The 26173-nt window shown below is 65.8% G+C and carries 25 protein-coding genes; 18 read left to right on the forward strand and 7 right to left on the reverse strand.

Annotated features, from left to right (window positions below):
• Positions 1 to 669 precede the first annotated feature (669 nt).
• Positions 670 to 4176 carry a Dyp-type peroxidase gene (locus ACUTR7_RS16705; RefSeq protein WP_445609327.1) on the forward strand — a complete coding sequence of 1169 codons (3507 nt, stop codon included), beginning with the start codon at positions 670 to 672 and terminating at the stop codon, positions 4174 to 4176.
• 86 nt (positions 4177 to 4262) lie between these two features.
• Positions 4263 to 5510 (forward strand): hypothetical protein, encoded by a 1248-nt coding sequence (locus tag ACUTR7_RS16710; protein ID WP_445609328.1) that lies wholly within the window; start codon positions 4263 to 4265, stop codon positions 5508 to 5510.
• Positions 5511 to 5549: 39 nt separating this feature from the next.
• On the opposite strand, the gene ACUTR7_RS16715 is transcribed toward ACUTR7_RS16710, so the two are convergent.
• Positions 5550 to 7124, reverse strand: a complete 1575-nt coding sequence (locus ACUTR7_RS16715) for a methyl-accepting chemotaxis protein (protein ID WP_074922952.1) — start codon at positions 7122 to 7124, stop codon at positions 5550 to 5552.
• Between the two features lie 259 nt (positions 7125 to 7383).
• Between ACUTR7_RS16715 and ACUTR7_RS16720 the strand changes: the two genes are divergently transcribed.
• The 5 genes from ACUTR7_RS16720 (at position 7384) to ACUTR7_RS16740 (ending at position 10925) form a co-directional block, all read left to right on the forward strand.
• On the forward strand, positions 7384 to 8367 hold the full coding sequence (locus tag ACUTR7_RS16720) for a MerR family transcriptional regulator (protein ID WP_445609329.1): 984 nt from the start codon (positions 7384 to 7386) through the stop codon (positions 8365 to 8367).
• Entirely contained in the window at positions 8328 to 8960 is a 633-nt protein-coding gene (locus ACUTR7_RS16725) for a lipocalin family protein (RefSeq protein WP_445609330.1), read from the forward strand. Before ACUTR7_RS16720 ends, ACUTR7_RS16725 begins: the two co-directional genes overlap by 40 nt.
• Positions 8957 to 10015 carry an NAD(P)/FAD-dependent oxidoreductase gene (locus ACUTR7_RS16730; protein ID WP_445609331.1) on the forward strand — a complete coding sequence of 353 codons (1059 nt, stop codon included), beginning with the start codon at positions 8957 to 8959 and terminating at the stop codon, positions 10013 to 10015. The genes ACUTR7_RS16725 and ACUTR7_RS16730 overlap by 4 nt, the downstream gene beginning before the upstream one ends.
• Positions 10016 to 10035: 20 nt before the next feature.
• Positions 10036 to 10215, forward strand: coding sequence for a DUF2256 domain-containing protein (locus tag ACUTR7_RS16735; protein ID WP_013801983.1), 180 nt, complete (start codon positions 10036 to 10038; stop codon positions 10213 to 10215).
• A gap of 101 nt (positions 10216 to 10316) precedes the next feature.
• On the forward strand, positions 10317 to 10925 hold the full coding sequence (locus ACUTR7_RS16740) for a DUF4337 domain-containing protein (RefSeq protein WP_012206105.1): 609 nt from the start codon (positions 10317 to 10319) through the stop codon (positions 10923 to 10925).
• An 86-nt stretch (positions 10926 to 11011) separates the two neighbouring features.
• On the opposite strand, the gene ACUTR7_RS16745 is transcribed toward ACUTR7_RS16740, so the two are convergent.
• Positions 11012 to 11503, reverse strand: coding sequence for a hypothetical protein (locus tag ACUTR7_RS16745; protein WP_034394802.1), 492 nt, complete (start codon positions 11501 to 11503; stop codon positions 11012 to 11014).
• Between the two features lie 136 nt (positions 11504 to 11639).
• Here ACUTR7_RS16745 and ACUTR7_RS16750 point away from each other — a divergent pair, with 136 nt between their 5' ends.
• Positions 11640 to 12131, forward strand: coding sequence for a helix-turn-helix domain-containing protein (locus tag ACUTR7_RS16750; protein WP_445609332.1), 492 nt, complete (start codon positions 11640 to 11642; stop codon positions 12129 to 12131).
• A complete protein-coding gene (locus ACUTR7_RS16755; RefSeq protein ID WP_013801980.1) occupies positions 12128 to 12535 on the forward strand; it encodes a VOC family protein in 408 nt (135 codons plus the stop codon). The genes ACUTR7_RS16750 and ACUTR7_RS16755 overlap by 4 nt, the downstream gene beginning before the upstream one ends.
• 392 nt (positions 12536 to 12927) lie before the next feature.
• On the opposite strand, the gene ACUTR7_RS16760 is transcribed toward ACUTR7_RS16755, so the two are convergent.
• Positions 12928 to 13836 carry a LysR family transcriptional regulator gene (locus tag ACUTR7_RS16760; RefSeq protein ID WP_096916606.1) on the reverse strand — a complete coding sequence of 303 codons (909 nt, stop codon included), beginning with the start codon at positions 13834 to 13836 and terminating at the stop codon, positions 12928 to 12930.
• A gap of 127 nt (positions 13837 to 13963) precedes the next feature.
• Here ACUTR7_RS16760 and ACUTR7_RS16765 point away from each other — a divergent pair, with 127 nt between their 5' ends.
• Complete coding sequence (locus ACUTR7_RS16765; protein ID WP_141831574.1) at positions 13964 to 14716, forward strand: SDR family oxidoreductase; 753 nt, start codon at positions 13964 to 13966, stop codon at positions 14714 to 14716.
• Positions 14717 to 14779: 63 nt separating this feature from the next.
• Positions 14780 to 15454, forward strand: coding sequence for a glutathione S-transferase family protein (locus tag ACUTR7_RS16770; RefSeq protein WP_445609333.1), 675 nt, complete (start codon positions 14780 to 14782; stop codon positions 15452 to 15454).
• Between the two features lie 11 nt (positions 15455 to 15465).
• Here the strand turns inward: ACUTR7_RS16770 and ACUTR7_RS16775 are convergent, their stop codons facing one another.
• Complete coding sequence (locus ACUTR7_RS16775; RefSeq protein WP_445609334.1) at positions 15466 to 16350, reverse strand: LysR substrate-binding domain-containing protein; 885 nt, start codon at positions 16348 to 16350, stop codon at positions 15466 to 15468.
• Between the two features lie 135 nt (positions 16351 to 16485).
• On the opposite strand from ACUTR7_RS16775, the gene ACUTR7_RS16780 reads away from it, so the two are divergent.
• Genes ACUTR7_RS16780 through ACUTR7_RS16805 form a run of 6 tightly spaced genes read left to right on the forward strand, consistent with a single transcriptional unit; the run spans position 16486 to position 22861 of the window.
• On the forward strand, positions 16486 to 17760 hold the full coding sequence (locus ACUTR7_RS16780; protein ID WP_034394822.1) for a ribulose-bisphosphate carboxylase large subunit family protein: 1275 nt from the start codon (positions 16486 to 16488) through the stop codon (positions 17758 to 17760).
• Between the two features lie 3 nt (positions 17761 to 17763).
• A complete protein-coding gene (locus ACUTR7_RS16785) occupies positions 17764 to 19170 on the forward strand; it encodes a four-carbon acid sugar kinase family protein (RefSeq protein ID WP_445609335.1) in 1407 nt (468 codons plus the stop codon).
• A gap of 41 nt (positions 19171 to 19211) precedes the next feature.
• Positions 19212 to 19985, forward strand: coding sequence for an SDR family NAD(P)-dependent oxidoreductase (locus ACUTR7_RS16790; protein WP_445609336.1), 774 nt, complete (start codon positions 19212 to 19214; stop codon positions 19983 to 19985).
• Between the two features lie 33 nt (positions 19986 to 20018).
• The gene (locus tag ACUTR7_RS16795; RefSeq protein ID WP_445609337.1) at positions 20019 to 21029 is read left to right on the forward strand and encodes a TRAP transporter substrate-binding protein; all 1011 of its coding nucleotides are present in this window, start codon (positions 20019 to 20021) and stop codon (positions 21027 to 21029) included.
• 15 nt (positions 21030 to 21044) lie between these two features.
• A complete protein-coding gene (locus ACUTR7_RS16800; RefSeq protein WP_062794161.1) occupies positions 21045 to 21566 on the forward strand; it encodes a TRAP transporter small permease in 522 nt (173 codons plus the stop codon).
• A complete protein-coding gene (locus tag ACUTR7_RS16805) occupies positions 21563 to 22861 on the forward strand; it encodes a TRAP transporter large permease (protein WP_445609338.1) in 1299 nt (432 codons plus the stop codon). Before ACUTR7_RS16800 ends, ACUTR7_RS16805 begins: the two co-directional genes overlap by 4 nt.
• Here ACUTR7_RS16805 and ACUTR7_RS16810 read toward each other — a convergent pair.
• Positions 22858 to 23748, reverse strand: a complete 891-nt coding sequence (locus ACUTR7_RS16810; protein ID WP_096916612.1) for a LysR family transcriptional regulator — start codon at positions 23746 to 23748, stop codon at positions 22858 to 22860. The genes ACUTR7_RS16805 and ACUTR7_RS16810 overlap by 4 nt on opposite strands.
• A gap of 119 nt (positions 23749 to 23867) precedes the next feature.
• Here ACUTR7_RS16810 and argC point away from each other — a divergent pair, with 119 nt between their 5' ends.
• Positions 23868 to 24842: an N-acetyl-gamma-glutamyl-phosphate reductase gene (gene argC, locus ACUTR7_RS16815; RefSeq protein WP_445609339.1), complete on the forward strand. Its 975-nt coding sequence runs from the start codon at positions 23868 to 23870 to the stop codon at positions 24840 to 24842.
• A 125-nt stretch (positions 24843 to 24967) separates the two neighbouring features.
• Here the strand turns inward: argC and ACUTR7_RS16820 are convergent, their stop codons facing one another.
• The gene (locus ACUTR7_RS16820; RefSeq protein ID WP_013801954.1) at positions 24968 to 25549 is read right to left on the reverse strand and encodes a GDSL-type esterase/lipase family protein; all 582 of its coding nucleotides are present in this window, start codon (positions 25547 to 25549) and stop codon (positions 24968 to 24970) included.
• A 148-nt stretch (positions 25550 to 25697) separates the two neighbouring features.
• A complete protein-coding gene (locus ACUTR7_RS16825; protein ID WP_199960985.1) occupies positions 25698 to 26117 on the reverse strand; it encodes an acyl-CoA thioesterase in 420 nt (139 codons plus the stop codon).
• Positions 26118 to 26173 lie beyond the last annotated feature (56 nt).

Consider the following 26173-nt stretch of genomic DNA (forward strand, 5'->3'; position numbering starts at 1 on the left):
CGACCTTACTTTTATGCATAAGGTGACACGGAAATCCGAACGATGGAACGCCTGCATCGTTCGGAAAACCGGATGGCCGGGCCTGCCGCCTCCGACCTGCCTGTGCGCCCTGTCCACGCCTCTTTTTTTGGGGGTGGCGCTGGGCCGTGGACCTGACGAGCACCGTCGCCATTGGAAAACCCTGACTCCGGGAAATGCGGGCTTGTCGATCGAATCGCCAATCGAGCCGATGCTATAGGGATGGATATTCAATGGATTCATTGCGGGCCTGGCATTGGCGACATCGCTTGAAATCGCTCGTAATCGCTCGTAATAGCGAGAGCACGCAAGACTCCCGATAACGATATGGCAATATCAAATAACCAAGATGTCCAGGGTATTTATGGATGGATCGCCCGGGCGTGACAAACCGAATCATTCGTTGTAATGAAGCAGGCGTCTGCGCGTATAGCACAAGGCGAACAAATATCACTCTATCCGAGTAAACAAGAAGAATTTATATTCAGTTGGAAAATTTTTTACATTTGGTTTAACTTGCGATCCGGTTCGGGACGTGGGGTATTGAGCGGCATCCATCGCCGCCTGCTCCGCAGTCTTGCTGCCGGAGTACCGCTTTGAACAGTCTTTACGAGCGTTGCTTCTTTTCAATCCCCATCGCAAGGAAGTCGCATGTTTGCCAACGTCGTCAAGGGTGCTCAACGCGGCCTGTTGCTGCGGGCCTTATTCGGCCAGGTTCTCACCATCACGCTACGGGACCATGGACCTGCCAGCCAGCAGGCGGTGCTGGATGTGGTGCGCAAGCTGGCCCAGGCCAGCGAGGCTGCGCCCCAGCCCTCGGGGCTGGTGGCTGCATTTGCACCGCAGTTGTGGGGCCGCTGGCAGAACCGCGAGATTCCGGTCAGCCGCAAGGTGCTCGACCATTCGCCCAAATTGCGCAATACCGGCGGAGATGTGCTGCTTTTCCTCAAGGCGCCCGATGCAGAGACTGCGCGCCGCCTGGTGAGCGAATGCATGTCCGCGCTGGAAGCACTGGCCAGCCACATCGACGTAGTGGAGGCCGGCAAACGAGAGGATGGCCGTGTCATCGGCGGCCGCTATCTGGACGGCATCACCAATCCCAACGATCCCATCAGTCTGGCCGCGGATATTTTGCTGGGCGATGCGTATGCGGGCGCCTCATTCGCCTTCACCCAGAAATTCCTGTTTGATTGGCGCGCCATTGCCGCCATGTCGCCGGACAGCGAAGACGCCATGATCGGCCGCGATACGGATGGAGCCATCTTGCCGCAGGCACCTGGAGACGCGCATATCCACCGCGCCCATGTGCGTGATGCCAATGGCGACAACCGCAAGCTGCTGCGCCAGGCACTGCCATTTGGCGAGCAGGCCGGCCACGCGGCGCGCGAGACGGGGCTGATGTTCGTGGCCTTCTGCAACGAACAGGAGCGTTTCGAGAAAATCCTGCACCACCTGATGGGTGACATGCCCGATCGCCCCGTCGATCGGCTGATGAGCGTGGTGCAGGGCGTGGCGGGCGCCTACTGGTATGTGCCGGCGGCTGCAGAGCTGGACGTGGCCCAAGTGGCCAGCGTGGCCGATACCGAGGAAGACCCGCACTGGGACGTGCGCAGCCCCAACGGCTACATGTTCTACAACTCGCAGGACTACCTGCACCAGATGGCCGAGGGCGGCTATGCGCCCGGTGACCCGCCCGGCCCCCGCCTGCTGGCCTTGCTGGGGCGCACCTTCTCGCACTGGAGCGACGGCTGGCTGCGCCGCCAGCCCTTTCCGCGCCTGCCGCACCTGTCCACGCTGACGACACCGGACGAAGCGCCGGTGCTGCAGGGCTCGGCCCTGCTGCGCAAGGGGCTGGCCAACCAGAAGACGCTGGCCGACCTGCTCTCGGCCCCGCACTCGCGGCTGGCGCAGGACAACCAGCTGCTGCGCATCTACCCCGAAGAGTTGCTGGTGGGCATCATTCCCGACTTCACGCTCGGGCGCGGCAAGGAAGTGGTGCCCTACCTGAGCGAGCAGGAGACCATTGCAGCCTGGCTCAAGGGCGAGCTCAACGAATGGTCGGCCATGGGCCATGTGGTGCCGCACTACCAGCGCCTGGTCGATCTGGGCCTGGGCGGCCTGCTGGCGCAGCTGCAGCAAAAGCAGGCACAGCCCGGCCTGGCGGCGGCGCAGCAGGAGTTCTATCAGGGGGCGATCTGGTCGCTGCAAGGCGTGCAGCGCTACCTGCTCAACTGGGCCGAACATGCCGAGCAGTCCGTGGCCCGCGCCACCACGCCGCAGGACGCACAGAACATGCGCGACGTGGCCGCCCGCCTGCGCCACCTGAGCAGCGAGCCGCCGCGTGATTTCCATGACGGCGTGCAGCTGATCTTTTCCTTTCACTGCTGCCTGCACCTGCTGGGCGAGCTGACGGCCCTGGGGCGGCTGGACCAGATCCTGTGGCCGCTGCTCCAAAAGCATCCGCTGGACGAGGCCCGTGCGCAGGAGATCATCGACTGCCTGTGGCTGAAGATGGGCGAGAACGCCTTCGTGAACCGGGCCAACATCACCGACTACGTCAACTACGGCACCACGGCCGTGTGCGGGCTGGGCGGCAACTTCCCTCAGGGCGGCGGCATCAACCAGTGGGTGCAGCAGATCACCGTGGGCGGCTATGTGGCCAATGACGATGCCCAGCCCACCGGCGGCGTCAACCCGGTGACCATGCTGTGCCTGAAGGCGGCGCGCCGCATACCGGTGAACGCGCCCACGCTCTCGCTGCGGGTCTACAAGGACATGCCCCAGGAGGTGCTGGACGCGGCGGCCCAGTCGCTGCTGGCAGGCGGTGCCCACCCCATCCTCTACCAGGATGACAAGCTGTGCGAAGCGCTGCGCCGTTCGGGCAAAGACGTGTCGCTGCGCTGGTCGCGCGACTATGCCGCCGACGGCTGCTACGAGCCGATGCTGGCAGGTGCCACAGAGTTCGCGTTTGCCAACGTCACGCCCATGACGGCGCTGGAGCAGGCGCTGAACCAGGGCGCCACCTATGGCGCGGCCGGGCCGATCTACCTGCGCGGCCTGAAGCAGACGTTCCGTTCCCCGCCCGCACATGAGATAGACAGCTTCGAACAGCTGCAGTCGCAGTTCCTGCGCCAACTGGAATGGCTGGTGATCCAGACCTACAACGTCATCCTCGGTGCCTACGGCAATCTGGGCGACATCTGCCCCAGCCCCCTGCTGTCCACGCTGATCGACGGCTGTGTCGAGTCCGGCCGCGACCTGACCAACGCCGGGGCGCGCTTTCACATGATTGCGCCGCTGTGCGTGGGCGTCTCCAACACCATCGATTCCCTCTATGCGATCAAGAAGCTGGTGTACGACCGCGAGACGGCGATTGCCACGCTCCCCGAGCTGGTGGACTGCCTGATCAACGACTGGGGCTACACCCCGGTCGAGCCCTACCAGAACGCGTTGATGGGGCCTGCGGCGGCGGGCGAGCGCGCACGCCGCTACCAGGAATGGCGCGACATCGCCCTGCAGCTGCCCAAATGGGGTAGCGGCCACAAGGACGTGGATGAACTGGGCAATTGGGTGATGGACCACCTGATCCACCTGTGCGTGGATGTCATCCGCCAGCCCCATCCCGCGCTGCAGCCGGTGCTGGACGGCATTGCCAAGACCTATGGCGCGTTCGAATTCGTCGTCACCCCGGGCATCGGCACATTCGAGGGCTACGTGGGCGATGGCGCGCCCTGCGGCGCCACGGCCGATGGCCGCCGCAACGGCATGCCCATTGCGTCCGACCTGTCACCCGTGCCGGCGCCGCAGGACCTGGCGGCGGCCCCGGCCTTCCGCAACATCTACCAATCGCTGGAAAGCTGGCGCAACGAGGCCATTGACTACGGGCTCTCCAACGCCTCCCCGGTGGACATGAACATCTCCGAGAACTTCCCGCTGGAGGACCTGAAGCGCTTCCTGCGCGTCTATGCCGACGGCGGCACGGGCTCCAACCTGATCACGCTGACCTGCGCCGATCTGGCCACCTACCAGGCCGCAAGCAAGGACCCGGAACGCTACGACCTGCTGCGCGTGCGCATGGGTGGCTGGACCGAGTTCTACGCCGTGATGTTCCCCATGCACCAGGAGCAGCACCAGCGCCGCCAGTACTTCACGCCCTGATCGGCCGGCCCGCGCACCTTCAACCCACCGCCCTCCCACCTCACCGCGCATTCACAACGCACAGCGCGGGCCACCTGAAAACCACCATGATGCTGCGTGTCCTTTTATTGCTGCTGTGCGCGCTGTGCCTCAACCGCGCCGCCCTGGCGGCCTCTCCAGCCCTCAATCCGAACGACTGGAACCTTGTCCTGGTGCCCGGCTTTGAAAGCCAGGCCGCCGAAGGCAACAACCTCTCGCCCACGGGCCTCAACCACGCGCTGCGCTTTGGCCAGTTGCTCAACGGCTTGCTGGCAGGCAAGGCGGGGCAGGTGCGCCAAGTGTATGCATTCACCTATGCGGGCTCGCCCAGCATGGTGCCGCTGCAAACCATCGAGCCCTATGCGCTGCTGAACAACTTCGGGGTGAGCTCTCAGAAACTCAGCCAGGGCGATGCCAGCGTCTACAACTCCCCGGCGTACTTCGTGCAGCAGTTGCTGGGCAACCAGCCGCGTGGCACCTATGTGATGGCCATGCCGCCCGAGATGATCCAGGCCATGGCAGGCAGCCTCAGCAACGATGCGCTGGCACTGAACGGCACCCACCAGTACGTGGTGCTGTCGGGCCAAAGCCAGCCGTTTGCCTTGGGCATCTACAGCGACGGCATTGCCGATGACCCGCAGTTCCCCAGGCTGCCCCTGCCCCCGCGCGCCGCCTGTGCCCAGCCGCCGGTCACCATCCAGGCCAGGGCACCGGGCGGCTGGCAGCCTTACACCGAACAAAAGGTGTACCTGGTGCGCCACGTGGAAGCACACCCCAGCGGCAACTTCGAAAACGGCAACTACGTGTGCCAGGGGCAGTGGCGCGCGCTGGGCGCCAACGCCCGGCTCAGCGACATCATGAAGCGCAAGCCGGACCACATCTTCACGTCCGACCCCGACAACATCATCGGCTGCAACGGAACATGCTCGTACATCCGCCCCTCGCTGACCGTCGCGCCGTTCGCCATCGAGCACGGCCTGCCCCTGACGCTGGCCGAGTTCCAATGGAACGATGCCATCGACCTGGCACAGGCGCTTTTCAACCGTGCCTCCCCCTACTTCAGCCGTGCGGCGCAGGGCGGCACGGTTCTGGTGGGCTGGGAACACGCCCATATCGAAAAGGCCGTGCAATACCTGCTGACCGGCATGTACCGCAACCCGGCCGCCGCAGCGCAAGTGCCGCCCTGGAGCTTTGACGACTACGACAGCGTGTGGGAACTGTCCACCGACAGGCAAGGCAACCTGACCTTCCGCAACACCTGCGAGGCCATTTCCACCACCGCCTTGCCCAGCACCTGCCCGGCGTTTTTCCAATAGCCAGCAGGGCCGGGGGCAACTGCGCTGCTCGCTGGTGCCTCAACCCTGCGCCTGGGGCCCCAGGCGAAAAACGCTCACGGACTGCACAAGGTCATGCGCTTGCTGCCGCAGGCTCGTGGCTGCCGCCGCCATTTCCTCCACCAGGGCCGCGTTTTGCTGCGTCGCCTGGTCCATCTGCATGACCGCCTCGCCCACCTGCGCCACGCCGCTGCGTTGTTCGGCGGAAGCCGCGCTGATCTCGCCCATGAGGTCGGTGACGCTGCGTATGCTCATCACCACTTCGGCCATGGTGCCCCCCGCGCGGTCGGCCAGCACAGAGCCCTGTTCGACCCGCTCGACGCTGTCGGAGATCAGCGCCTTGATCTCCTTGGCCGCCGCCGCGCTGCGGCCGGCCAGGCTGCGGACCTCGGAGGCCACTACAGCGAAGCCGCGGCCCTGTTCACCGGCACGCGCAGCCTCCACCGCAGCGTTCAGCGCCAGGATGTTGGTCTGGAACGCGATGCCGTCGATGACGTTGATGATGTCGGCGATGCGGCGCGAACTTTCACTGATGCCCTTCATCGTGTCCACGACCTGGGTGACCACCTCGCCCGCCTGCCCGGCCACGCCGCTGGCCTGCTGCGCGAGCGCGTTGGCCTTGCCCGCGCCATCCGCGTTCTGGGTCACGGTGGCTCCGAGCTGCTCCATGGAGGCCGCCGTCTGTTCAAGCGCGCTGGCCTGGCTTTCGGTTCGCGAGGACAGGTCGGTGTTGCCCTGGGCAATCTGCGTGCTTGCACTTGCCACGGATTCGCTGCCGCTGCGCACGACGGCCACGACCTGCGATAGCGCATCACTCATCTCGCCGAGGCTGCGCAGCAGGGTCCCCACTTCATCGTGGGTGGTGGCCTCCACCCGCTGCGTCAGATCCCCGCATGCCACCGCGCGTGCCACCTGGATGGCCCGGCCGATGGGGCCGGTGATGGAGCGCGTGACCCAGGTCCCCAGCAGAGCGGCCAGCACGACGGCCACCAGCGCGCCGCCCAGCTCGAACGCCAGCGTCATTGCCGCCAGCGACTCGGTGCGCGTCAGGCGCTCGGCCATGAGCTGCTCCTCCTCTCGCACCAGGTCCGCCTGCAGTGCGCGCAGCCCATCCATGGCCGCCTTCTCGCGCCCCAGGGAGAACTCGCGAACCAGATCCTCGACCGTCGCCGTGCCATCCTGAACTTGCCGCCGCAGAGCCTGCAGCGGCTGCACCGCCTGCACGAATTCACGGTGGCGCAGCCGGATACCGTCCAGGCGGCGCTGCTGGGCGGGGTTGTCCTCGGTCAGGCGTACGGCCTCCTGCCAGGAGGCCTCGAACTCCTTGAGTCCTTCATCCCAGGGGGCAAGAAAACGGGAGTCACCCGACAGGAGATAGCCCCGCGAGGCCGTCTCCATGTTGACCATGCCCGTGAGCATGCGCTGTCCCTGAGACATGACCTTGAAGGTGTGCTCGTTCCATTGCTGGGCCTCCTTGAGCCGGGACTGGCTGCTCACGGCCAGCGCGATGACAAGAAGAAAAATGGCGATGACGCATGCGAAGGCAGCTGCGAGACGGCGGGCCAGTGGCCAGTTGGACAAATTCATGATGATCATCGGTACGAACTGCGTGGCCGGAAAGACTGCACAAGGGCGCGGCGATCATGGTGTGAAGCCTCGCCTGCGCCTGGGGCAGTCATCTCCTGGCCGGGATCTACAAAGCACTCGCGCCAGCGGCTGCCGGGTGGCGGCCAGCGGGCCTGCGCTTTGTTTCTCTATGTAATATATTGGACAAAACATATTTTTGTCCTAGACAATTCGCAAAATCCCTCAAAACATCCCGGCCATGGCCGGACGTTTTGCTCCCTTCAGATCAATGACGCCACTTTCTGACCCCTTGCCTTTGGCGCCTGGCCCCGGGCTGCCCATCTCGGCCGTCGAACGCGAGACCGGACTTGCCAAGGACACCCTGCGTGTCTGGGAAAGACGCTACGGTTTTCCAAGGCCTGAACGGGATTCGGCAGGCGATCGCCGCTACCCGGCAGACCAGGTTCGACAACTGACCCTGATCCGGCGGCTCATGGATACGGGACTGCGCCCCAGCAAGCTGATGGGCGTGGATCTGGACGGCCTGCAGACGCTGCTGGCCCGCGCCGACACCTCGCCGGGCAAGGATTTGTCCAGGACAAATTCAGAGAACGCAGCAGACTCTGACCGCTTCGCCCCCATGCTCAACGCCATTGCCGCCCATGATCCCGGCCAGCTCAGGCATTGCCTGAGCCTGGCCCAGTCGCGCATGGGCCTGGCCGGTTTCGTGACCACGCTCGTGGCCCCGCTGACCACGGCGGTCGGCGATTTCTGGGCACAGGGGCGTTTTGAAGTGTTCGAAGAGCACCTGTACACCGAGGTGCTCACCGGCGTCTTGAGGCAGGCGATCGCCTCGCTCGCCCCCCCTTCCCCGCCGTCCGCGCCCAAGGTGTTGCTGACCACGCTCCCGCAGGAGATGCATGGACTTGGGCTGCTCATGGTCGAAGCCCTGCTGGCCCTGGAAGGCTGCAACTGCGTATCGCTGGGCACCCAGACGCCCATCGGCGACGTGGCACAGGCCGCGCGGGCGCATCGCGCCGACATCGTGGGGCTGAGCTTCAGCAGCGCACACAACGGAGCGATGGCGCAGGCTTGCCTGGGCGAGCTGCGCAGCCACCTGCCGCCGGCCATCGAGTTGTGGGCCGGTGGAGCATGCCCGGCGCTTTATTCCAGCCCGGTCGCGGGCATCACGCCGGTGCGCCATCTCACGGATCTGCAACCGCTGGTCGCCCGATGGCGGCAGACGACAAGAACATCAAGGACATACGCATGAACTTTCCCGCCCCCCGCCCCGTCTTCACCGCCAGGCGGCGCACCCTGCTGGCAACGGCCCTTGGCGCCGGCCTGCTGGCCAGCGGTTGCGCCAGCATGCGCCCGCCCGGCTCGGTCACGCCCGTCTCACCGTTCGACCTGCAGCGCTACCAGGGCCTGTGGTACGAACTGGCTCGGCTGGACCATGGTTTCGAGCGGGGCATGACCGATGTGACCGCCGAGTACACGCCGCAGGCAGACGGCAGCGTGAAGGTGGTGAACCGGGGGTTTTCCGTGCCCCGGGGCCAGTGGCAGCGCGCCGTCGGCAAGGCCTTGTTCACGGGCAAGCCGGACACGGCTTCGCTCAAGGTCTCCTTCTTCGGCCCGTTCTACGGCGGCTACCATGTGGCCGCCCTGGACCCTGACTACCGCTGGGCGCTGGTCCTCGGGCCGGACACGCAGTACTGCTGGATACTGGCCAAAGAGCCGAAACTGCCCCCGCAGACGCTGCAATCCATCGTCGCCAAGGCCGCGGAATTGGGCGTAGATACCGGCGCGCTGATCTGGGTCAGCCATGAGCGCCACCAGGAAGCGCACAGCCAGGAGGCCTTGTGAACGGCGCGCCCCCCGTCGCGGTAATCGGCGCGGGAATGGCAGGTCTGGCATGTGCACAACTGCTGGCCGAGGCCGGCTGCCGCGTGGATATCTTCGAGAAAAGCCGAGGCCCATCGGGGCGCATGAGCACGCGGCGCGCGCAGGATCCGCAGGGTGTGTGGCAGTGCGATCACGGCGCTCCATCGTTTGCGGCCCAGGACCCGGAGTTTGTGCAGGAGGTGCGCCAGTGGGAGCAGTACGGCGTTGTCGCCGCCTGGCGTCCGCGCGCAGTGCGCCTGCAGGGCAACGACGTGGTGCCAGCAGATGCAGGCCCCGACCGCTGGGTGGGCGTGCCGCGCATGACCTCTCCCGCAGCGTTTCTTGTCCAGCGGCTTGCACAACAGGGGCATGGCGCACGGCTGCACCTGCAAGCCACGGTTCAGCAGTTGCAGTACGAATCTGCCTGCTGGACTGTGCACTGTGCCGAACACGGGCAGATCGGATCGGAATACTGCGCCCTGGTTTTGGCAGTGCCTGCACCGCAGGCGGCAGCCTTGCTGGAGCCGGTCTCGCCCTATGCGGCGGCACTGGCTGCCAGCGCGCGCATGCAGCCTTGCTGGGTGGCCATGCTGCGCACCGACGCCCCCCTGCCGCTGGACTGGGATGCGGCAGAAATCACGGATGGCCCGCTGTGCTGGGTGGCACGCGACAGCGCCAAGCCAGGGCGGCAGGGGCCGCAAGTGCCGCAAGGACCTCAGACCTGGGTGCTGCATGCCAGTGCACGCTGGAGCCAGGATCACATCGAATCGGACGCCGAATCCGTGGCCCGGCAACTGCTGCAGGCATTCGAGGCCCTGGCCGGGCCACTGGCCGACTCTCTGCCAGGCAGCCTGCGCGTCACTGCCCACCGTTGGCGCTATGCGCTGCCGGCGCCGCACCTGGTCAACCGCTGCTGGTGGGACGCGCCTGCGGGCCTGGGCCTGTGCGGCGACTGGATGTGCGGCGCAGGCGTCGAAGGCGCCTGGCTCAGCGGACGGGCGCTGGCCCGGCGCGCCCTGGCCACGCTGACGCGCTGAACCACAGGAACGCCCGCGCCATGCACAAGAAGCCCCACCTGCCCTCCAAGCTGTGTGCGTGCTGCGGTCTTGCGTTCACATGGCGCAAAAAATGGGCACGTGATTGGGACGAGGTCAAATACTGCTCGCAGCGCTGCCGCACCGCGCGACTGCCGCCTGATCCCACTCCCCCATCTGCAGGCCGCCAGCCAAGGCGCTGACCTCCAAGCGGGCCATGCGCCCCGCACATCCTGGGAGCCCTGGATTGCCGCCAGGCCGGCCCCATAATGCGCCACCCCATTGCATCAAGGAATTGGCACCTATGTCTTCCGGCGGCTTTCACGTCCACGGCCCACACGATCACGAACTCGAACATGCTGCCCAGGGCGAGCATGGCCAAACCGCCCACCACGGCATCGGCGGCGGCAGCCTGACCAACCAGATCGCCATGTGCACGGCAGTCATCGCCACGGTGGGAGCCATCTTCGCGTACATGGGCGGAGCCACCCAGGCCAATGCCGGGCTGTACAAGAACGACGCAGCCATCAAGAAGACCGAAGCGGCCAACCAGTGGGCCTTCTTCCAGGCCAAGAGCACCAAGCAATCGCTGTCCGAGTTCGCGCGTGATCTGGCGACCACGGAGGACAGGCGGGCCGCCTACCAGGCCAAGGTGGAGCGCTACGAAAAGGAAAAGGACGACATCAAGCGCGATGCCGACCGCCTGGAAGCCGAGGCCCGGCAATGGGACGAGAAGTCCGAGATGCAGATGCATCTGCATCACCGCTGGGCGCAGGCCACCACCGCGCTGCAGGTCGCCATTGCCCTTGCAGCCATCGCGCTGCTGACCAAGAAGAAATGGCTGGAATACGCCATGCTCGGCGTGGCAGCGCTAGGCCTTGGCGTGGGCGGGCTGGCCATGCTGCACATCTAGAGCGTGTGGCAAAGCCGCAAAGCCGCATATCCGCCTTGGAAGGCAGCTGTGAAACAGCCCCCTGATTCCCCGGCCTTGCCCGCGGCTCAGTCCTCGCTGGGACGGGGGTAGCCTGCCTCTGCCCAGGCTTGCGCAGACGTCCGGGTGAGCTGATGGTCCGGCCTGACTCCCACCTTGGCCAGCTCGCTGCCGTCGGCGGCAGTGGCGGTGAGCGTGGCGCTGGGATTGTCCTCATCGGGCTCGATATCCAGAGAGACGGTCACGCGTGACCCGCTCACCACGATCTGCACATCCTTGTGCAACTGCGCTGCCAGATGCTGCTCATGCCGGCGCATCACCTCGTGCGCCGTCTTCACCAGCGTGTTGAAGGCGGAAACGTCCAGCGGCTTGGGATTTTTCTTGTCGCGGCCCATGGTCCACGGGCCGACCAGGCTTGGCTCCACCTGGCCGTCCTGGGTCATGGCAACGGCCCAGCCATCGTCGTCTTCATTCTTGATGACGCGGGCCTCCCAGCCGTTGTGATGCCAAAGGCGGTCTTCGAAGATTGAGACGACTTCTTGTTCGAGTTCTGCGGACATGTCCAGACCCTTCCCTTGTGGAAACTATCGAGCCCGAAATTCTACTGTCCATCCATACAGTTCGTGCGCAGGGGTCTATTCCCAAACCGTGGACTCCCAAGAGACGAAAATGCTTCCCGATGGCACCGGAGACGGCATGAACAACGACCTTGCACACCAGGATCCTGAACTGTTGCGCCGGCTGCTGCGCGCGAAGGACAGCATTGACGCCGCATCGCACGAGGCCTGGCCTGTCGGGCGACTGGCGCAGGTCAGTGGCGTGTCCGAAGCGCACTTCGCCCGGTCGTTCAAGCAGGCCTTCGGCAGTCCGCCGCACCGGTACTTGCTCACGCGGCGCATCGAGCGGGCAATGACGCTGCTGCGCGAAACCGATCTGGCCATTACCGACATCGCCTTTGATACAGGCTGGGCAAGCCTGGGCACCTTCGGACGCACCTTCCGCGATATCACAGGCGACAGTCCCAGCGCAGTCCGGGTGCGCGCCCGGGCGACGATGCGCGAGCTGGGCCGCGTGCCCGCCTGCATCCTCAGCGCCGCGCACCGCCCCGACCTCACGACCGCAGTTTCGGAGAAGCGACGCCGGGCAACAAGCGATACAAACGAACCCGAACAACAGGAGATTCCATGATTCAAGGCGTTGAAGTGGTTGGTTTGTATGTGCGCGATCAAGACGAAGCACTCGCGTTCTATGTCGACAAACTCGGGTTCCGCGTCCACACGGACGTGGCAAACGGCGACTATCGCTGGCTCACGGTGCAGCACCCGGAACAGCCGTCGTTCCAGCTCGGCCTGTTCACCCCCGGCCCGCCCGTGCTCGACGCAGCAACGGCGCAGGCAGTGCGCGCGATTGTGGCCAAAGGCGCCATGCCGCCCCTCGTACTGACCGTGGACGACTGCCGCGCGGCCTACGACCGAATGCTCGCAAGCGGGGTGGAATTCACGCAGGAACCCGTGGCACGGTACGGCACCGTGGACGCAGGCTTCCGCGATCCGTCGGGGAACGGGTGGAAGATGATCCAGGCGCGCCGCTAAGGGAGGCCGCCTTGAACTGGAACCACCGGATCCGGCAGATCCACCGCTGGCTGTCAGTCGCCTTCACGGTCACCGTCATCGCCAACTTCATTGTCCGGGCGCAGGGGGAACCTCCCTCCTGGGTCAGCTACTCGCCGTTGCCCCCGCTCTTTCTCTTGCTGTTGAGCGGTCTGTACCTCTTCGTGCTGCCGTACGCCTGCATGCGACGCAGTGGAACAAGGAAGCCAGGCGATGCGAGGTAGGTGTCTTGGCCCTTGAATGGCCGCCAGCAACCGAAGGCCACAGCCGGGCGTCGCCAGCCGGCTGCTGGCCGGTGGCTTCAGGCTGGGAACAGTCTTTCGGGGGCGAGCTGATCGACTGTCCGCAGTCGACCCCATAAGGAACATATGCAACTAACTCCCCTGCTCCTGGCCAGCGGCACCGAATGCGGGAATCCTGGAGAACACGTCGCTCATGAAGTCCATGAACGCGATGGCCCGTGTGGGAAGCAAGCGGTTTGCGACGTAGACGATCTGAACAGGCACATGCGGGGCGGTATGTTCCAGCAGGATGCGCTGCAAGGCCCCGCTTTTCAGCCCCCCCTCGAACAACCACGCGGGGCCGTGTCCAACCCCCAAACCGGCGATGACCGCTTCGCGAACCGCGTCGGGCGAGTTGACCCTCAACCGGCCTGAAACCGGAACTTCGGCGTCACGGAAGCGCCATGTCGCACCGGACGACAACAAGGTGTAGACCACGCAGTCGTGGTCACGCAGTTCATCGGGTGTCTGTGGCTCTCCGCGTTTGGCCAGATAGCCCTTGCTGGCAACGAACACCCGCTCGTACGAGCCGACGCGCCGAGCTCGCAGCGCACTGTCTTCAAGATGTCCAATGCGAATGGCAAGTTCAGTCCCCTCGTTGACGAGGTCCACGTAGCGATCGCTGATTTGCAGGTCCAGGGCCAGCCTCGGGTAGCGCTCCAGAAACGCGGGGACGTGGGGCATCACGAAGGTGTGTGCCAGTGAGGTGGGACAGGCCACGCGCAAGAGCCCTGAAGGATCGACGCTGTCCCGGAACGACGATTCCGATTCGTCCACGGCATCCAGGATGCGCCGCGCGTCGGCGTAGTAGCGCTCACCCTCCGGCGTCAGGGAGAGCTTGCGTGTGGACCGGTGCAGCAGCCGTGTCTGCAGGTGCTCTTCCAGCGCCGCAACGTAGCGGCTCACGTTGGGTTGTCCCAGGCCCAGGTCGCGCCCCGCAGCAGAGAAGCTGCCTGTCTCCACCGCGCGGGCGAAGCAGGTCATCCAGAGCAGTCGGTCCATGTTTTTCCTTTTATTCATGCCATTTTTGCATGAAATATATTGAAAAACCATATCTTATGTATTTCAAGACATGAATGCACATTACTCCCAGGCGGCCGCGGTTGGTCGTCACCCCAAGGAGAATTTCATGTCACGCCTGCAAGGCAAACGCACCCTCATCACCGGCGGCACCAGCGGCATCGGCCTGGAGACCGCCAAGCAGTTTCTGGCTGAAGGTGCCCGTGTCATCGTGACCGGAGTCAATCCCGATTCGATCGCCAAGGCCCAGGCCGAACTCGGCCCGGAGGTCCCGGTGCTGCGCGCAGACTCGGCCAGCGTCGCCGCACAGAAAGAACTGGCTCAAGCCGTAAAGGACCGCTTTGGCCAGCTGGACGTCGCCTTCCTCAACGCCGGTGTGTCGGTCTGGCGTCCCATCGAGGAATGGACGGAAGAGATGTTCGACCGCCTGTTCGATGTCAATGTCAAGGGGCCGTACTTCCTGCTTCAGTCCCTGCTGCCGGTGTTCGCCAATCCCGCTTCCGTGGTACTGACCACGTCCATCAGCGCCCATGCCGGTGCGGATCGCTCGTCCGTCTACGCCGCCACCAAGGCAGCCTTCCTGAACATGTCCAAGACGCTGTCGACCGAACTGCTCGGGCGTGGCATCCGTATCAACGCGGTCAGTCCCGGCCCCGTCGAGACACCGCTGTACGACAAGCTGGGCATCCCCGGCGCCTACCGCGAGCAGATCAACAAGGACATCGTGGCAACCATCCCGCTCGGCCGCTTCGGAACCTCCGAGGAGGTGGCCAAGGCTGTGCTGTACCTGGCGTCCGACGAATCCCGCTGGACGGTGGGCTCTGAAATCGTGCTCGATGGCGGCCGCCTGCTCAACCGCTGAGGACGCAGCGTGTGCGGTGTGTCACCGCCTGTGGCTACCGCACCCCCACTTCGAAAGAGCTTCATGATCGAGCCCCGCCTCACCCTCGTCAGCCATCCGCTATGCCCCTTTGTCCAGCGAGCGGCGATCGTCCTGCTGGAAAAGGGCGTTCCCTTTGACAGGATCACCATCGATCTGGCCGCCAAGCCCGACTGGTTCCTGGACATGTCGCCGAACGGCAAGGTCCCGCTGCTGCGCGTGCGCCAGCAAGACGGAACGCAAGCCGTGATCTTCGAGAGCATGGTGATCTGCGAGTACCTCGAAGAGTCGCAGGGCGGCGCACCGATGTATCCACGCGACGCACTGGCGCGTGCCCGCCAGCGGGGCTGGATCGAGTTCGGCACCGCGACACTAGCGCACGCCTGGCAGTTTCTCAACGCCATCGACCGCGCGGCTGCAGATGCCAAGCAGGCAGCGTTCCGGCACCGCCTCCAGCAACTGGAAGCGGTGCTCGGGTCGGGGCCCTATTTCGACGGCACCGCGTTTGGCATGGTGGACGCCGTCTTCGCTCCTGTTTTTCGCTACTTCGACAGCCTGGATCCGGCGGTGTCACACGCCATCTTCGAGAGCCTGCCTCGCGTGTCGGCATGGCGCAACGCACTCGCGCTGCGACGCAGCGTCATCGATTCCGTGGGAAGCGACTATGCGCAGCGGTTCAGGCAGCACCTGCGTGAGCACGCCGCGCTGCTCGCCGGCTGACCCGTGGGGATTCAGGGCTCCGTGGCCCGCAGTTCGTCGTGAAGCCAGTCCACCAGCTTCACCACATCGGGGCGGCGGCTGAGGTGGGGCGCGGTCCAGGACACGAGCCGGTTGGGGCCGCGCACAAAGCCCATGGGCGCCACCAGGGTGCCGCTCATCAAGTCGTCGCGCACCAGCATGCGCGGCACATTGGCCATGCCCAGGCCGCAGCGCGCGCCCTGGATAAGCAGGTAGAAATGCTCGAACGACTGGTCCACCCGCAGGTTTTGGTCTGGCTGCGTGCTGCAGCGGGCCCAGTCGGCCCAGGCGTTCGGGCGGGTGCGGGAAACCATGAGCTGCGCCCGCGCCAGGTCTTCGAAGGACGCGATGCGGTTCTGTCGCAGGTACTCGGGCGAACACACCGGCCCGATCCACTCGTGCGCGACGTCTGCACGCACGGCGTCCCGGGGCGGTTCGATCGACGACAGCCGGATCGCCACACTGACGTTGTCGTGCGCAAAGTCGATCGGCCCGTGGCTCATGTTGAAGCGCAGCTCCACCTCGGGGTGAGCTTCCTTGAAGCGACCCAGCCTGGGAATGAGCCAGTACATCATGATCGACTCCGAGCAGGCCAGGGTCAGCGGGCCCGGCTTGAGCTGCTCGACGCTGGACTGGATCAGTCCGAAACCCTTCGAGAGGCCCTCCGCCAGGCGCTGCCCTTCGCCGGTCGGCATGGCCCCCTGCGCCGTGCGCTGCAAAAGCGCCAGACCCAGCGCGTCTTCCAGCATCCGGATGTGGCGGCTGACCGCGCCATGCGTGACCGAAAGTTCCTCCGCCGCCGCGCTGAAGCTGCGCAGGCGCGCCGTCGCTTCAAAGGCCCGCAGTGCGTTGAGCGAGAGGCGGTGGGGAGTGGTCATGGATGCACTTTCCAACTAAGGGTCAACCTGGGTGCCGTGTGAGTTTAAGTCACAGCCTACCGAAATCATATCGTTTTACACAAGGAAAGATGGCTCTTATCGTTCAGTCCGGTTTCAAAATTAACTCACAGCCCGATGACCAAGAACACCACCCGTGCCGAATTCACCGCGCGCTACTTCGTCGAAAGCTCGGTCTCGTCCGAGAAGGTTGCGCAGGTCATCGCCGGCGAACAGTCCAGCGGCACCTTCCTCTCGTTGCCCGGCGAGACGGACGAGCTCAAGGAACGCTCTCGCGCCCGTGTCACCCGCATCGAGCCGCTCGCCCCTGCGCTTGAGCCCACGCTGCCCAGCGCCTATGTGGATCGCCAACCGCACGGCGGGGTGTTCCATCGGGCCGAGATCGAGATCGCGTTCCCGGAGGCCAACGTCGGAGCCAACCTGTCCAGCCTGCTGGCCACGGTGGCGGGCAACCTGTACGAACTGGGCGAGGTCACCGGTCTGCGCCTGCTGGACCTGGACCTGTCGCCCGGCTACGCCGCCCAATTCGCCGGCCCGGCCTTTGGGGTGTCCGGCACCCGGCGGATGGCCGGGGTCCACGGCCGGCCGCTGATCGGCACCATCATCAAGCCCAGCATCGGCCTCACGCCTGGCCAGACTGCCGAACTGGTCGACTCGCTGTGCGCAGCCGGCATCGACTTCATCAAGGACGATGAGCTGATCGCCGATCCACCCTATGCGCCGTTCGACGAGCGCCTGCGGGCCGTCATGCCGGTGCTGCAGCGCCATGCAGACCGCCTGGGCCGCATGCCGATGTACGCAATCAACATCTCCGGCTCCATCGACGAGATGCTGCGCCGCCACGATGCCGTGCTCGCAGCAGGCGGCACCTGCGTGATGGTGAGCGTCAACTGGGTCGGCTTCGCCGGGGTGGAACACCTGCGCCGCCACGCCCAGTTGCCGATCCACGGCCACCGCAACGGCTGGGGCGCGTTCACACGGCACCAGGGGCTGGGCTTCTCGTTCCAGGCTTACCAGAAGCTGTGGCGCCTGGCGGGGGTGGACCACCTGCACGTCAATGGCCTGCGCAGCAAGTTCTGGGAGCCGGACGACTCGGTCATCGCCTCGGCCCGCGCCTGCCTGTCGCCCTGGGCCGGACACCAGCCGCTGATGCCGGTGTTCTCGTCGGGCCAGTGGGCGGGCCAGGCGCCGGACCTGTACGCGGCTCTGGGTTCGGTGGACCTCATGCACCTGGCCGGCGGCGGCATCATCGGCCACCCCGACGGCATCGCCGCCGGTATGGCCAGCATGCGTGAAGGCTGGGAGGCGGCGGTGGCGAGCATCGGCCTGGACGCATACGCCAAAACGCACCCCGCACTCCAGCGGGCAATGGCGCACTTTGCCGGGCGGTGAACGATGACTTCGACTGACAAGCCCCAAGGGCTGAAGCTCGCGTTCTACGGCGACGACTTCACCGGCTCCACCGATGCGCTGGAGGTCCTGGCTTTCGGCGGGCTGCGCTGCGCGCTCTTCCTGTCGGTGCCGAAGTCGGCGCAGATGGCTGCGTTGGGCGGCTTCGACGCCATCGGCGTGGCCGGCGCGAGCCGGGCGATGACGCCGCAGGAGATGGATGTGCAGCTGCCCGACGTATTGAGTGGGCTCGCCGCCCTGGCGCCACAGATCGTGCACTACAAGGTGTGCTCCACCTTCGACAGCGCGCCAGCGGTGGGCAACATCGGCCGGGTCATCGAACTGTCTCGGGCGGCCTTCCCGCAGCCCGTGGTGCCGATCGTCGCCAGCACGCCGGCACTGGGTCGCTACTGCCTGTTTGGCCACCTGTTTGCGCGGTCGGGCACCGACGGCGAGGTGTACCGCATCGACCGCCACCCGATCATGAGCGTGCACCCGGTGACGCCGATGCAGGAGTCCGACGTGGCCCGGCACCTGGAAAAGCAGGCGCCATTGGCCATCGGCAACGTGCCGCTTACCTGGCTCGACACCCAGTCGCCGGCCGAGCTGGCGCAACACATCCGCGCCATGGCGCCAGCCCGGCAGGCGGTAGTGATCGACGGCCTGAGCGCCGGCCACCTGACCACCACCGGCGACTGCCTTCAGCAGATGGCTGCGGGGCTAAAAGCGCCCCTCTTTGTGGTCGGATCGTCCGGTGTCGAGTACGCATTGACGCAGTCCTGGCAGGGAGAAACGGCTGCGTCGGGCGACCGCTACGGCAGCTTCGGCGCCGTCGACCAGGTGCTGGTCGTCTCGGGCAGCGCCTCGAAGCTCAGTGCGATGCAGATCGAGGCGGCGGTGGACGCCGGCTTCCGCGAGGTGGCGATCGATGTCGAGGCGCTGGCCATCGGCCCTGACACCGCCGCCGCCGAGGCGCGCCTTGTGAGCGAGGTGGTCAGTGCGCTGGCCAGCGGCGCCAGCGTGGTGATGCACACCGCACGCGGCCCGTCCGATCCGCGCGTGGCCCGCTTGATCCAGGGCCTGCAGATGCGGGGCGCCAGCCTGGAGCAGGCGCGCCACCAGAGCGGGCGCTTGGTCAGTGAACGGCTGGGCATCGCGGTGGACGCCATCGTTCGCCGCCACCGGCTGCGTCGCCTGGTGCTCTCGGGGGGCGACACGTCCAGCCGCATCACACAGGCCCTCGGCCCCGACGCCCTGGAGATCCGCGCCCGCCTGTCGCCCGGCGCACCGCTGTGTGCCGTCCTGTCCACACAGTCCCACCTGAGCGGGCTGGAGCTGGCCCTCAAGGGCGGCCAGATGGGCGCTCCCGACTACTTCGTCCGCGCGCTGCGGGGCAGCGCCGGGGACGCCTGATGCATTGAACCATTCACACAAAACCATCCAGGAGACCTGTCTTGCCATCCACACACACTCCACACCGCGTCGCGGTCGTCACCGGCGGCGCCATGGGCATCGGCGCCGAAGTCTGCCGGCGTCTGGCCGCCGCAGGCTTTGCCATCGTCGTCGCCGACCGCGACCAGACGGCCGCCGAGACCACCGCCGCGGACCTGCGCGCCGACGGTGCGACCGCCGAGGCCCAGGCCATCGACGTTGGCGACGCCGCATCGGTCGACAGCGCCTTCGCCGCCATCGAGCAGCACCATGGACGCTGCGACGTGCTGGTCAACTCGGCCGGCATCGCCAAGGTCCATCCCTTCCTGGAGTTTCCGGACGACAACTTCGCGGCCACCATGGCCGTCAACGTCAACGGCACCTTCCTGTGCAGCCAGCGCGCAGCGCGCCTGATGGTGCGCAACCATTGGGGCCGTATCGTCAACATCGCCTCGGTGGCAGGCATGCGCGCCGTCGGCACCGGGCGGACTGCCTACGGCACCTCCAAGGGCGCCGTGATCGCGCTGACCCGCCAAATGGCAGTCGAGCTGGCCGAAAAGGGCGTGACGGCCAACGCCGTGGCGCCCGGTCCGGTGGACACACCGATGACCCGTGTGCTGCACACCGCGCAATTCCGTCGGGAGTACGAGAACGCGATACCGATGAACCGATACGGCACCGTGGGCGAAATCGCAGCGGCCGTGATGTACCTGGTGTCCGAGGACGCAGGGTTCGTGACCGGCGTCACCCTGCCGGTCGATGGCGGCTTCCTCGCCTCTGGCGCCCGGGGCATCTGAACCATCACTTTTTCCACCCTGAGAGGAGACTCCATGAACAAGCGCAACTTCATCGCGGGCGCTGCGCTCGCACTCGCCACCCTGGCCGCCGTTCCGGCCATGGCCCAGCAGGTCAAGGCCCGAATGGGCCATGTCTTCGCTGCCAACAGCACCATGGACCAGGCAGCGCAGGAATTCGCCAGGCTGGTGGGCGAACGCACCAAGGGCCGGATCGGCATCATGGTCTTCCCGGCCAACCAACTGGGCGGCGAGCAGGCACAGGCGCGCGAGCTGTCGCGCGGCTCGTTGGAGCTGGCACTGCTGAACCCCGGCTCGCTGGCCGGCCTGAACCCGCTGCTCGACATCCACTACCTGCCCTACATCGCATCCGACTTCAAGCAGGTAGATGCCATCTTCTACAACCCCAAGGGCGTTCTGCAGACGACGCTGCGCGAGACGCTGGCCAAGCAGAACATCGAGACGCTGGGCTTCTTCGAGCTCGAGTTCCGCGCTGTGACCAACTCCAGCCGTCCGGTGGAGAAGCCGGCTGACCTGAAGGGCCTGAAGCTGCGGGTTCCAGGTTCGGCTGCGATCAAGGGCTTTTTCGAGGAAGCCGGCACCCAGGTGGTTGTGATGCCGTTCCCCGAGCTATTCACAGCGCTTCAGCAAAAGACGGTGGACGGCCAGGACAACGGCGCCAGCATCACCTACGAATCGCGCCTGTTCGAGACACAGAAGTACATGACGCTGACCAACCACGTCTACGCCATGGGCACGGTGGCATCGAGCTCGAAGTTCTGGTCGGCGCTGTCCGAAGCCGAAAAGAAGATCCTGACCGACACCGCCGCCGAGGTGACCAGCAAGCAGATCGACAAGAGCCGCCAACTCAACGCAGACTTCCTGAAAAAGATCGAGGCCGGTGGAATCAAGATCGTCCGGCCGTCGGCGCAGGCCATGGCCGAGTTTGAGAAGCTGGGCCAGGGCCTGTGGGGAAAGCTGTCGGGCACCTACGGTGCTGAACGCATCGCTGCTCTGCGCCAAGAGGCTGCGGCTGCTCGCAAATAAGTGAAGGAGGGGCCCATGTCCGTCAGCAAACGCGCCAGCACGTGGCTGTTTTCGGTGGAACGCCACGCGTTCCTGGCCGAGAAGTGGATTTGCATCATCTCGCTTGTCGCCATGCTGGTGGGCATCTGCTTCAGCGTGGCGGTGAGGTACTTCAGTCTCCACCTGCCCGACGCCGGTGAAATCGCCATCTACGCCATGGCGCCACTCACTTTCGTCGGTGCAGCAATGTGTACCTGCACAGGGACGCACATCGCGGTGGACATCATCGACCAGGTCAAGCGCCCGTGGGTTCGCCGGACCGGTCGGGTGTTCACGGCGCTCACCATGATCGTCTTCGGCGCAGTCTATTTCTGGACAGCACTGGGGTTCTTTCAAAGCGCGTTGAGCTCCGGCGAGCGAGGCCTCGACATGGGCATTCCTGTCGCGATTCCCACTTTCTTCTTCCCGCTCGGCATGGCGCTGGTGGTGCTGCATGCCCTGGCCGAGCTGATCCGTGCCGCAACCAATCAACCATCGGTTGCCAAGGAACACCCATGATCATCGGTCCCGCTCTCATCTTCATTCTGTTGTTGGGTGTGCCCGTCGGTGTGGCCTTCACCTTGGTGGTGATGGTCAACGCCGAACGGTGGAACATCGACTGGTCGGTGCTGCCCTCCATCACCTATGACACCGTTACCGTTTTTCCGCTTCTGGCGATCCCGCTTTTCCTGCTGGGTGGGCAGCTCATGAGTCATGGGGGGCTGATCCGGCAGCTCACCGCTGTCTGCGATGCACTGATCGGGCGGCTACAGGCCCACCTGGGCCATGTGATGGTGCTGGCCAGCGCCCTGATGGGCGCCATCACCGGCTCGTCGGTCGCGACTGTAGCCGCGATAGGTAGCACCGTCGGCAAGGAAATGATCGAACGCGGCTACTCGCCCGGCTACACCGCGGCGCTCAATGCGTCTGCGGGATTGCTCGGCGTGCTCATCCCGCCGTCGATTCCGTTGATCCTGTACGGCTCCATCGTGGGAGTCTCGATCACCGAGCTGTTCATGGCATCCATCGGGCCCGGGATCGTCATGATGCTGGCCTTCATGATCGTGCACGCCTCGCTCGCCCGCCGCGTGCTGCCGGGTGGCAAGGAAAAGCTGGCTGCAGTGCATTCCGGTGAATCCAGCCGTACCGGCGCTGCCGCGCCCGTCTCGCGCACCAGCGTGTTCGTGCGTGCCGTGCCCGCGCTCATGCTGCCGGTGCTGGTGCTGGGAGGCATCTACACGGGCATCTTCACGCCCACCGAGGCGGCAGCGGTGGCGGCGCTCTACGCGCTGCTGATCACGCTCGCCAGCAGGGCCGTGCGCGTGCGCGACATGGAGAAGATTTTCCTGAGCGCCGCGCTGTCCGCCGCGGCGATCCTGGTGATCATCGGCTTCACCAGCATCTTCAACCGCGCCATGGTGCTGGAGCAGGTACCGCAGTCGATCGCGATGTGGGCCACCACGGTGACCGACAGCCCGATCATCTTCCTCCTGGTGGTGAACATCATCCTGCTGGTCGTCGGCATGTTCATGGAAACCAATGCCGCAACCCTGCTCATGGGGCCCCTGCTGGCGCCGACTGCAGCGAAGTTCGGCATCGATCCGATCCACTTCGCCATCATTTTGGTGACCAACATCGAGCTCGGGCTGCTCACGCCGCCGCTGGCCGCGAACCTCTATGTGGCGGCACGAACAAACAAGGTGCCGATCATCGACCTGCTTCGAAACCTGGGCTGGTTCCTGGTGGCGTGCCTGGTCGTGATGGCCATGATCACCTACGTTCCGCAGCTGCCCCTTTGGTATCGATTTTTCTAAGCCGCGATGCCCCGCATCCCCATCAAAACCTCAATCGTCACCGTCGTCGCGTCGTCATCCGGCCGTTTGCGATGCGCGATGCCCAACGCCCTTGACAGTGCCGGCCGCAGGGGCCGCGTGGTGATGCGGGGGTCAGGCTGCGGTGCGCCGGCCTCGTGGGGCAGCAGCGCGGCGCCGTAGCCCGCCGCCACCAGGCTCTTCATTGCGTCGTTGTAGTTCAGCTCGATCCGTGCCTGCGGCCGGGCGCCGCCTGCGGCAAACCATTCGGCGGTCTGGCGCGACAGCCGGGTGCCACGGTCGTTGGCGATCAGGGGGCGGGCCGCAAGCCAGGCGGGCGTGATGTGCCGCGGCGGCTTCCAGGCGGCCGGGATGAAGGCCAGCACGGGGTCCTGGCGCCAGGCCTGCACCTGCAGCCCGCGCAGCACGGGCTGTGGCAGCGCGACGATGCCGATGTCCAGGCTGCCGGCAGCCAGGCGCGCCAGAGCTTCCTCGCTGGTCATCACCGCCACCTGCACATCGATCTCGGGATGCCGGGCGGCCAGGGTTTCCAGTGCCTGGGGCAAGAGGTGTGCGAGTGCGCCGGTGGAGGCGCCCAGGCGCACGCGGCCCCCGCGCGTGGCGATCTGGCGCTGCACGGTCTGCAGGAGATCATCGGCCTCGGCCAGGAGCTGGCGCGCCTTGTCTATCAGCAGGCTGCCCGCCGATGTGGCGGTGACGCCGGCCGGTGCGCGGTGCAATAGACGTGTTCCCAGACGCTCTTCGAGCTGCGCCACATGCAGCGTCACCGTGGGCGGCGCCAGGTGCAGCACCTTGGCGGCGGCAGCGAACGAGCCCAGGTCGGCCACCGTCAGCAGGGTGCGCAGACGGTCCAGATTGATTTCGCGCATGGTGCGGTGTCCCAGGTTGCCAGCAATTCAGGAATCATGAATCCGTAGTTTGTCAGATTCAACTGGTCTGCATGCGGCAGGCGCTGCACCATGCGCTCCACACCCAATCGGAGCAACCCATGACCTCTCTTGTTTTCATCGATGGCGACCAAGGCACCACCGGCCTGCAGGTGCGCGAATGGCTGGCGGATCGGACCGACCTGCGCCTGCTGCAGCTGCCGGCCGACCAGCGCAAAAGCACGGCGTACCGCGCCGAGGCGCTCAACGACTGCGACATCGCCTTGCTATGCCTGCCGGACGAGGCTGCGCGCGAGGCCGTGGCGCTGGTGCGCCGGCCCGGCGTGCGCGTGATCGATGCGAGTTCTGCGCATCGCACCGCGCCGGGCTGGGTCTATGGCCTGCCGGAACTGGAGGCAGGCCAGGCTGAACGCATCGCCCATGCCCGGCGCGTCAGCAATCCCGGCTGCTATCCGACAGGTGCGCTGGCACTGCTCAGGCCCTTGATCGACGCGGGCCTGCTGCCCCCCGACTACCCGCTGGCCATTCACGCGGTATCGGGCTATTCGGGACGGGGCCGCGCAGGACTGCTGGACCATGAGGGCGCTGCCGCCGCGACTGCCGTGCCCCTGCAGGTCTATGGCCTGGGACTGCACCACAAGCATGTGCCCGAGATCCAGCAGCATGCCGGCCTGGCCCATGCGCCGGTGTTCGTGCCTGCCTATGGCCACTACCGGCAAGGCATCGTGCTGACCATCGCCCTGCATCTGCGGCTGCTGCCCGCTGGTGTGACCGCCCGCAGCCTGCACGCTGCCCTGCAGGCGCGGTACCAGGGCCAGCCCTGCATCGAGCTGCAACCCCTGGAGGAGGACGCCGATGCGCAGCGGCTCGACCCGCGCGCGCTCAATGGCAGCAACCGGATTCGGCTCGCGGTGTTCGGACAGCCGCAGGAGCAGCAGGTGCTGCTGACCGCCGTGTTCGACAACCTGGGCAAGGGCGCCGCCGGCGCGGCGGTGCAGAACCTTGATCTGATGCTCGGGCTGCAGCCGATGCTCCACGGCTCAACGAATCCGTCGCGAATTCCCCTCCCACTCTGAGCAAAGGGGCATGCACACCCTGCCGAGCGCGGCGAGCAGGCCGCAGCCTTGCTGCCAGCCAGACCGAAGCGGGTACCGCGCCAGTCGGCCTGAACCGTGCGGCTCGGCGGCCCGGGCCTGCGGTTTCAGCGGGGCAGCCCGTCAATCGTCTGGATCAGCAGTTGCGCCAACCTGTCGCTGGCGGCCTGGGTGCGGTGCACGCCATCCGGGTTCAGGTCCTCGTCACCGCGAAAATCGGCGTCCCAGCCGGCGTGCGGTATGCCCTGTTGCGTGGCGATGTCGTGCATCACCGCGTTCAGGGCGTCCAGGTTGTCCGTCCATTCCACGGGAAAGCGCCCCAGCGGCATGCCGGGCAGGCCCGTGAACACGGGAGTGGAGCCGCATTCCCGGCTGATGCGCACGGCCTCCAGCAGGTCGGCCCGGTACTCGTCTGGCGGGACCAGGCCGAAGCCGTCATTGGCGCCCAGGGCGATGACCGTGACGCGGCTGTTGTGCGGCACGTCGGCAAACGTCAGCATGAGTTTTTGCAGCCGCAGGCCGTTGATGCACCTGTCATCCAGCGTCCACCAGGGGCGTGCCGCCTGGATGCGCTGCACCGGCGTGATGTCCACGCCGTAGCCGTTGAGAATGCTGTCGCCGTTGAGCTCGATGCTCAACGGGCAGCGATAGCCAAACAGCCGGCACAGCAGCTTTTGCAACCAATCCATATCGAACCTCCTGGGGAATGCGGGCATGGACGACACGGCATGTGTCGTTCACCCGATGATCCGCGAGGCTCCCTCGCCCGCAGGCACTCCGGGCGCCACGGCCTGGCGTGCAGTGCCCAGGCACATCATCTGAAGGGCGCCAGGGCCGCTATCCCACCATCTCCCGCACCCAGTCCGGCAACTCGATGGCCTTCTGCCTCGGGAAGTCCACCCAGATCACGGTGCCGCCACCGGCGGCGCAGATGACGCCGGGCTCGGAGATGCGTTCCATGGTTCCCCAGGTCTCGAAGGTGGTGCGGCCGGGGTCGCTGACGTACATCTTGAGCAGCACTTCGTCGGGATAGGCCAGCTGCTGGTGGAAGTTGCAGAACGCATTGACGATGACCGGCCCCTGCCCGCCCGGCGTAGGCGCCATGCCCGCTTCAACCATCCAGTCGATGCGGGCAGTCTCCAGATAGCGAAAGTACATGGCGTTGTTGACATGGCCCATGGCGTCCATGTCGCCCCAGCGCACTTTGAATCGCATCTCGTGAACGCATTTTTTATATTCTGGAATCTCTATGCGCATGCCTGCAGTCTCCTTGTTGTAGCGCCACCGCAAGGCCCCATGCCCCGCAGCCCCCG

This window comes from Delftia sp. NA_296.1 (assembly GCF_052692095.1).

Excerpts from the sequence above, each read along its gene's own strand:
- ACUTR7_RS16705 (WP_445609327.1), top strand. The coding sequence starts at position 670 with ATGTTTGCCAACGTCGTCAAGGGTGCTCAACGCGGCCTGTTGCTGCGG.
- ACUTR7_RS16710 (WP_445609328.1), top strand. The coding sequence starts at position 4,263 with ATGATGCTGCGTGTCCTTTTATTGCTGCTGTGCGCGCTGTGCCTCAAC.
- ACUTR7_RS16715 (WP_074922952.1), bottom strand. The coding sequence starts at position 7,124 with ATGATCATCATGAATTTGTCCAACTGGCCACTGGCCCGCCGTCTCGCA.
- ACUTR7_RS16720 (WP_445609329.1), top strand. The coding sequence starts at position 7,384 with ATGACGCCACTTTCTGACCCCTTGCCTTTGGCGCCTGGCCCCGGGCTG.
- ACUTR7_RS16725 (WP_445609330.1), top strand. The coding sequence starts at position 8,328 with ATGGCGGCAGACGACAAGAACATCAAGGACATACGCATGAACTTTCCC.
- ACUTR7_RS16735 (WP_013801983.1), top strand. The coding sequence starts at position 10,036 with ATGCACAAGAAGCCCCACCTGCCCTCCAAGCTGTGTGCGTGCTGCGGT.
- ACUTR7_RS16740 (WP_012206105.1), top strand. The coding sequence starts at position 10,317 with ATGTCTTCCGGCGGCTTTCACGTCCACGGCCCACACGATCACGAACTC.
- ACUTR7_RS16745 (WP_034394802.1), bottom strand. The coding sequence starts at position 11,503 with ATGTCCGCAGAACTCGAACAAGAAGTCGTCTCAATCTTCGAAGACCGC.
- ACUTR7_RS16750 (WP_445609332.1), top strand. The coding sequence starts at position 11,640 with ATGAACAACGACCTTGCACACCAGGATCCTGAACTGTTGCGCCGGCTG.
- ACUTR7_RS16755 (WP_013801980.1), top strand. The coding sequence starts at position 12,128 with ATGATTCAAGGCGTTGAAGTGGTTGGTTTGTATGTGCGCGATCAAGAC.
- ACUTR7_RS16760 (WP_096916606.1), bottom strand. The coding sequence starts at position 13,836 with ATGGACCGACTGCTCTGGATGACCTGCTTCGCCCGCGCGGTGGAGACA.
- ACUTR7_RS16765 (WP_141831574.1), top strand. The coding sequence starts at position 13,964 with ATGTCACGCCTGCAAGGCAAACGCACCCTCATCACCGGCGGCACCAGC.
- ACUTR7_RS16770 (WP_445609333.1), top strand. The coding sequence starts at position 14,780 with ATGATCGAGCCCCGCCTCACCCTCGTCAGCCATCCGCTATGCCCCTTT.
- ACUTR7_RS16775 (WP_445609334.1), bottom strand. The coding sequence starts at position 16,350 with ATGACCACTCCCCACCGCCTCTCGCTCAACGCACTGCGGGCCTTTGAA.
- ACUTR7_RS16780 (WP_034394822.1), top strand. The coding sequence starts at position 16,486 with ATGACCAAGAACACCACCCGTGCCGAATTCACCGCGCGCTACTTCGTC.
- ACUTR7_RS16785 (WP_445609335.1), top strand. The coding sequence starts at position 17,764 with ATGACTTCGACTGACAAGCCCCAAGGGCTGAAGCTCGCGTTCTACGGC.
- ACUTR7_RS16795 (WP_445609337.1), top strand. The coding sequence starts at position 20,019 with ATGAACAAGCGCAACTTCATCGCGGGCGCTGCGCTCGCACTCGCCACC.
- ACUTR7_RS16800 (WP_062794161.1), top strand. The coding sequence starts at position 21,045 with ATGTCCGTCAGCAAACGCGCCAGCACGTGGCTGTTTTCGGTGGAACGC.
- ACUTR7_RS16805 (WP_445609338.1), top strand. The coding sequence starts at position 21,563 with ATGATCATCGGTCCCGCTCTCATCTTCATTCTGTTGTTGGGTGTGCCC.
- ACUTR7_RS16810 (WP_096916612.1), bottom strand. The coding sequence starts at position 23,748 with ATGCGCGAAATCAATCTGGACCGTCTGCGCACCCTGCTGACGGTGGCC.
- argC (WP_445609339.1), top strand. The coding sequence starts at position 23,868 with ATGACCTCTCTTGTTTTCATCGATGGCGACCAAGGCACCACCGGCCTG.
- ACUTR7_RS16820 (WP_013801954.1), bottom strand. The coding sequence starts at position 25,549 with ATGGATTGGTTGCAAAAGCTGCTGTGCCGGCTGTTTGGCTATCGCTGC.
- ACUTR7_RS16825 (WP_199960985.1), bottom strand. The coding sequence starts at position 26,117 with ATGCGCATAGAGATTCCAGAATATAAAAAATGCGTTCACGAGATGCGA.